A 6,203-nucleotide genomic window follows, 5' to 3' on the forward strand; every position below is an offset into this window, starting at 1 on the left:
ACGGACGTGCCAGTCGCATTTTTCACTACAGGCGTTGTGTTCCTATCGCTATCGTTCTTAGAGAGCGGTAAAAAGGAATTTCTCATCACTTCGCTAATATTTTGTGGTTTGGCGACCGCGACGAAATACAATAGTTCTTTGATAATTGTTATACCATCTATTGCGTTGCTTATCAGATATTATCAACATCGGCTCGATTTCAATTATAACCTGCTCATTTTGTTGCCCGCCGTACCAGCTCTAACATTCGCCATCGCGATGCCGTACGCAATTTTGGATTCAGTTGGCTTCTTGAGCGGACTTGGCGATGAATTGAGACACTACAAGGTTCTCGGCCATCCTGGAGCTACAACAGAACCAGGCCTTCGTCATGTACTCTTTCAGCTTGATTTGTTCTATCAGAACCTATGGCTGTCTAATGCCGTAATCGCTACTATCGGAGTCTTCGGTGTTGTACTGTATCCAAGGCTGATATTTGCGCTTATTTTTCCATTGGTTATATTCTTGTTTCTTACAACAACTATGAAGGTTAACTTTCATCGCAATTTTATTCAGATTTACCCGTTTCTTGGAGTGCTTTTTGCGTCAGGATGTGGGGTTATTTATAGACTGTCCGGTCTACTAACTTCAAGGCTCCGGGTAAAAGAGTTCATTGCACTAAGCATCGTTTCGATTATTGTTATATTCGCTCTTGGCCCTCTCGTATATACAACGTGGCGAGACTCTTCGGACGCATTTTACTATAAGGACACGAGAACGAAAGCCGTGGCAGTGGTCAACGGGATAGGTGGAATCACCTCATTGCTTGTGGCAAAGGATCTAAGAGTCCATGAAGAGGATCTTCGCAAGTTAACAATGGGTTATGAAATTAAGTCGAGCAGTGAACTAGGCAATTGCGCACCTAATTTAGGTATTGCATTAATGTTACCTATAGATCCGAGTGACGCTGGCGACTCAAGTGACAACAAAACAGCAAAAAATTACTATAATAAGTTAACTAATAACATAGAGAGCGGCGACGTCCTTGCTCGCATCGGTGGCGCTCGATTAAACTTAGACGGCTTGACGTCTCGTCCCGGCCCAAGCATCATAATCGTGAAAGCGAAGCATTTGTGCGCCAATCCGTAAAAGCCTCGCAGTGCGGTCCCTATATCAGCAGAACCAACTGGACCAATACAGCGCCTGGCTAAGCAACGTTTCGTGGTCATACTACAAAGATAAACGCTTGAAAACGGCTTCGGGAATGTGTCGAATGACCAGCATTATCAATTGCCATATCCAAGGGAGATAGACAACGTCCCGTCGGCGAGAAACAGCGCTCGCGATGCCGCGCGCTATATCTTCGGGCTGGGCCCAAAGCGGTCCTTTTTTCTCTAGATGCGCGGTCATCGGTGTGTCGACAAAACCTGGCTTAATCGTGACTACGGCGACCCCGGATTTTGCAAGTCGACTGCGCAACCCCGCGAAGAACACTGACACCATACCCTTGGCTGCGCCGTAGACATAATTGCTCTCTCGCCCGCGATCTCCGGCGACCGAGCCGACAACGACAAGCACACCGCGTTTTTCGCGTTCAAAAAAATTGGCCGCGAGCGTGGCTATTGATATGGTGCTCAGGGCGTTAGTGTTGATCTCGTCCAGTGTCAATTGCACACTGGCCTCGCAGGCTTTCTGGTCAGGCAGAGAACCATGTGCTATCAGCACTATATCCAGCCCGCCCAGAGACCTTTGAGCTTCCGCAAGTAGACTGGCGTGTCGCGTAAAATTGTTCAGATCTGCGCACGCGTGAGCAACAATCTGATCAGCACCCTTCCGCACGCCGAGATCGTCGCTAATTGTCTTCAGGCGATCCGAATTGCGCCCGATCAGAAATATGCTGTTGCCCTCCGCAATCCATTGCCGGGCGCAAGCAGCAGCGATTGCCGAATTAGCACCGAAAATGGCTATTTTAGCCATGTATCACTCCGAAACTCGGCGCCAGAAACTCGAGGAGAAGCCTGGATCGATAAAGGCGGAAAATCTCTCAAAGGCGGGAAAGCCTTTGCGGAACATCTCGCCAGGCATGCGCGCATCTTTTGCCGGATAAAGAGCGCCACCCGCTTCGGCAACGATTGCGTCCAATTCACCGAATAACCCAAGCGTCTTCGGTCCGTGATTTGGGAAATCTAAAGCCAACGTCGCTCCAGGACGCGCAAATGATAACATGCCCACTGACGGTCTTGAACCAAATGTTTTGAGCACGGCTAGGAATGAACCAGCACCGCTGCGCGCTATTACAGTCAGAAGGTCGGCGATTGCGTCGCGCGAAGTGCCGGACGGCAACACACACTGATACTGAAAAAAACCGCGCGCGCCATAAATCCGGTTCCAATTGAGAATCGCGTCGAGCGGATAAAAATAAGGCGCATAATGGGTCAGACCGACGTCGGTCGGCAAAGGCCGATGGTAATAAACAACGTTAAACGCGCGCAAAGACGCTATATTGACCAGTGAGATCGGCGTCTCTAGTGGAAAGTTCAGTTTTCGCTCGCGGACTGCTGGCAAGCCGCTTCTCATGGGGGCGTGCCGTCCCGCTAGCAGAATCCCCCTGGTGCTCTTACTGGCGCAATCGATCCAGGAAACGGTGTAGGGCCAGTCCTGCTCGGCCTGCTCGTTAAGCGTCCAAAAATCCTCAAGGCGGCGGAAGCGCGCGGCGCTTGTAATCATAAAGGCGTTGTTGATGGGCGCAAGCTGCACCTGCGCCCAGGTGATCAAGCCCGTCAGGCCGAGGCCGCCAACGGTTGCCGCAAACCACTCCGGCCGAAGATCAGGGCCGCAGACGATCCGTTCGCCATTTGAACGCAAAAGCTCCAGTCGACGAACGTGGTGGCCGAAAGTGCCATTGATATGATGATTTTTGCCATGCACGTCATTTGCGATCGCTCCGCCAATTGTGACGAAGCGCGTACCGGGTGTGACCGCGAGAAACCAGCCCTGTGGCGTCGCTAGATCGAGAACGTCCTTAAGCTGGACCCCGGCGTCGCAGGTTAGTCGTCCAGTGGCGCGATCAAACGCGATGAAATGATCGAGCCGGCGCGTGCGCAGAAGCACTCCGCCCTCGTTGAGGCAGACATCGCTATAGCTGCGCCCGGCACCGAATGCGATGCAGCGCTCGCCTGCAGCCAAAGCGGGCAAAGCTTCATTGCGCCCCAAGATATCCAACACTCGCGAATGGCTGACTTTGGGAACGCGGTTCCATGAGCGAATGGGAGCTGTCATGTCGAAGATGCGCGACTAGTTGTCATCAGCTCGCGCTGGGCCAACGTCATGATTCCAACACCGAGCACCACCGCGAACCATAACGTGGTCAATCGTATGACGATCGTCGCGGCGATGGCCAGCGGTTCTGGAACGCCCTTGAATAAAAGTAGTGCCATCATCACCGCCTCTGCACCGCCGAGACCACCGGGTAAAAAGCTTAGCGCCCCCGCCAACATAGCTAGGGCGTAAGTGAACATGGCGAAGAATATGTTCAACTCAATACCTGTCCAGCCAAGCACTAGATGAAAGGCGAAAGCCTCGGCCGACCATGCCGCTAAACTCAATGCGGTGGCTAAGAGAAGCACTCTGGGGCGATGACAGCGCCGTGCCTCGAGCAATAGCAAAAGCAGATGTCGCACCATTTTCACAAGTCGCGACGAACGCCCCTCTAGCAGCTCGCTAAGCCAGATCAACGCAGCACCTTGCGAAATCAAAAGACCCGCCATAGCAATTGCTGCGACGCCAGTAATGACAAAAATCCCGCCCTGCGGATAGAGCGCCAACCCCGGCAATGCAATAAGAACCACCGCCACCAGATCCGACAACCTTTCAGAAAGAAAAGCAGCCGTGCTGTGCATATAAGACACGCCGAGATTCTTCAAGAAAATCCCGCGCAGCATTTCGCCGGCCTTGCCGGGCGTCGTCGTAAGGGAAAAACCAGCGAGATAAATTGTTAGGCTCGGCCGCGCGGCGATTGGATGACCAAGGCTTCTTAGATAGAGTTGCCATCGGCAGAAACGCAGTGCGTAGTTCAACAGTGAGAGCGAAAGAGCCACTAGGATCCCGGAAAATCCTATCGCGGCGAATGCGCCCGCCACTTCGCGCCAGCCGGCCCAAAGGGAAAAGCCCAAATAGGCCAGAGCTGCAACCAACGCCGAAAGGATCAGCCCTTTACCACCACCGAGCGTTCCCAGCGAGCCTCTGAGCGTGCTCACACCAGCACCGCGATAACTAGAGCTGCCCAAACCGCGAGAGTCACCAGCAAATGCCAATCTGCGTAAAGGTCGCGGGTGGCATCTTGGCCGCGACCTTCTTGATGCAGCAGATAGAGGTAGCGAAATACGCCATAGATCACCAACGGAACAGTGACGATCAGCCAGCGTGTATGGTGAATTGCTATAGTTTCGGGCGCTACCGTATAGAGGGCGTAACTGAGGATGGCGCAAGCGGCACTGATCGACATAAATTGTTCAATCAACTGGGGGTTATAATCATCCAGAACTCGTCGCATTGCGGTCTTGTCTGGGATCGTCTTTTCTTCTAAGGTCATAAGTTCTGCACGTCGCTTGGCGAATCCTAGGAAAAGGGTCAGCGTTAGGCCACAAAGGAGCAACCATGACGACGGGCTGATGTCGATCCCGCTCGTACCGACTAGGATTCGTAGCATAAATCCCAAGGAAATTATGAATACGTCGATTATAACTATGTGCTTCCACCATATAGAGTATCCGACGTTAATAAATCCATAAAAAACCAATAGAAGAATTGCCGTATAACTGATAAAGACGCCAAGCAGTACGGCCGCCATAGCGAGAATTATCGCTATTGCAATAGCGCTTACGACGGAGACTTTTCCACTCGCTATGGGGCGGCGGCACTTGACAGGGTGTTGCCTATCCGCCTCGCGATCAAAGATGTCATTGACTATATAGACCGCGCTTGCTATCGCGCAAAAGGCCAAAAATGCAACTACTGCAAGCGTAAACGTTTTTACATTCCATCGGCCCGAAAATATTAATCCAATCAGCACGAACCCGTTCTTTGTATACTGCCATGGACGCAATAATCTAAGTAGCTCAATCATATTGGCCAACCAAACTGCCCACAGAAAGTGTCAACTGGCCAGTCGAGGCCGGGCGGGCAACGGCGCACGCATTCGTGGTTTCTCCGTCTTGAAGGTCGGTGACAATCTTTGCGAGCTGGCTCGGCGCGCTTCAGCGCAAACAGCATAATTATATAGGGCAATGAAATCATCCTGTTCCGCAGCCTACCTCCGTTTCGAAATTTCGGCGCGCTTCGAGTTCGTCTGGAACGCGGCGGAGCCTCAAGCCCGGCAGCAAAGGCTTGGAGCAGAAGTGATGAGGCTCGGCAAGCATTTATTCCAATGGGTGTGGAACTGCACCCAACGAGGCTCTGGGTCGCGTCGTCGGCGAAGACCCAGCGGCCAATTCGCAGCCCCGCGCGAAGTGGAACAGTGGTGCGATGACGTCCGAATCGCGCTTATCCGGGGCCAGGGGTCGGCCCCCATTACGGTGACAGCCCCGTTACGGTGACAGGCCCGCAATTGTAATACCCCGGTTCTTGCGCCTTGCTGCCGGAGACGTGAGGTCCTCATGTTAGCAAAAGGGCAATTACGCGTGTGTCACCCGTGACGCCGAGCGGGTCGCCGTAACGCGTCTTTGCGGCGCTTGATCATCTATTTCCTTTAACAGCTTCACAATCTGGCGCCGCTTGGCTCGTACTTCCGCGACGTGCCGATCGATGTCCTCAAGTTTACTTCGTAACGCTTCGACCATCGCCGCCCGCGACGGAAAGTTGGGCGCGGCTTCGCTGAGACAATTGCTGATTTCGTTGAGCGAAAAACCCAGCCGCTGTGCGCCGTCGATGAGCTTGAGCGTTTTGACGGCCGTATCCGGGTATTCCCGATAGCCGTTCTCGCTGCGGGCAGTCTTGGGCAGCACCTTATGCCGTTCGTAGAAGCGGATGCGCGAGGCGGCGATTCCTGTCCGTCTTGAGAGCTCCCCGATGCGCATAAATGCTCCTTGACATTAAACATAAGTTCAAGGTGTAGCATCGCTTGACGGTCGAGAAAACCTGCGAGAGGGCGGCGAAATGACAACACTTCCAATGGACGCGAGCGCCGGGCGGGCGGGAGACCGGGTCGCAAGCCTCGGCCGGCCGCT

General features: G+C 53.2%; 6 protein-coding genes. 1 reads left to right on the plus strand and 5 read right to left on the minus strand.

The genetic code is table 11. The features are described 5' to 3' along the window. On the plus strand, window positions 1–1,128 hold a 1,128-nt coding region (locus tag ACLP2E_RS06005; protein WP_442465417.1), incomplete at its 5' end, for a hypothetical protein. 81 nt (window positions 1,129–1,209) lie between these two features. On the opposite strand, the gene ACLP2E_RS06010 is transcribed toward ACLP2E_RS06005, so the two are convergent. The 5 genes from ACLP2E_RS06010 to ACLP2E_RS06030 all read right to left on the minus strand — a co-directional run bounded on the left by ACLP2E_RS06010 (window position 1,210) and on the right by ACLP2E_RS06030 (window position 6,053). Beyond that, window positions 1,210–1,956 carry an SDR family oxidoreductase gene (locus tag ACLP2E_RS06010; RefSeq protein WP_442465418.1) on the minus strand — a complete coding sequence of 249 codons (747 nt, stop codon included), beginning with the start codon at window positions 1,954–1,956 and terminating at the stop codon, window positions 1,210–1,212. Between the two features lie 3 nt (window positions 1,957–1,959). Beyond that, a complete protein-coding gene (locus tag ACLP2E_RS06015) occupies window positions 1,960–3,192 on the minus strand; it encodes an FAD-binding oxidoreductase (protein ID WP_442465419.1) in 1,233 nt (410 codons plus the stop codon). Window positions 3,193–3,254: 62 nt separating this feature from the next. Beyond that, a complete protein-coding gene (locus ACLP2E_RS06020; RefSeq protein WP_442465420.1) occupies window positions 3,255–4,235 on the minus strand; it encodes a lysylphosphatidylglycerol synthase transmembrane domain-containing protein in 981 nt (326 codons plus the stop codon). Next, window positions 4,232–5,104 (minus strand): decaprenyl-phosphate phosphoribosyltransferase, encoded by an 873-nt coding sequence (locus tag ACLP2E_RS06025; RefSeq protein WP_442465422.1) that lies wholly within the window; start codon window positions 5,102–5,104, stop codon window positions 4,232–4,234. The genes ACLP2E_RS06020 and ACLP2E_RS06025 overlap by 4 nt, the downstream gene beginning before the upstream one ends. Window positions 5,105–5,651: 547 nt before the next feature. Further along, window positions 5,652–6,053: a MerR family transcriptional regulator gene (locus tag ACLP2E_RS06030; RefSeq protein ID WP_442465421.1), complete on the minus strand. Its 402-nt coding sequence runs from the start codon at window positions 6,051–6,053 to the stop codon at window positions 5,652–5,654. Window positions 6,054–6,203: the final 150 nt, after the last annotated feature.

Source organism: Rhodoblastus sp. (genome assembly GCF_052145335.1).
In the GTDB taxonomy this organism is placed as follows: Bacteria; Pseudomonadota; Alphaproteobacteria; order Rhizobiales; family Beijerinckiaceae; genus Rhodoblastus.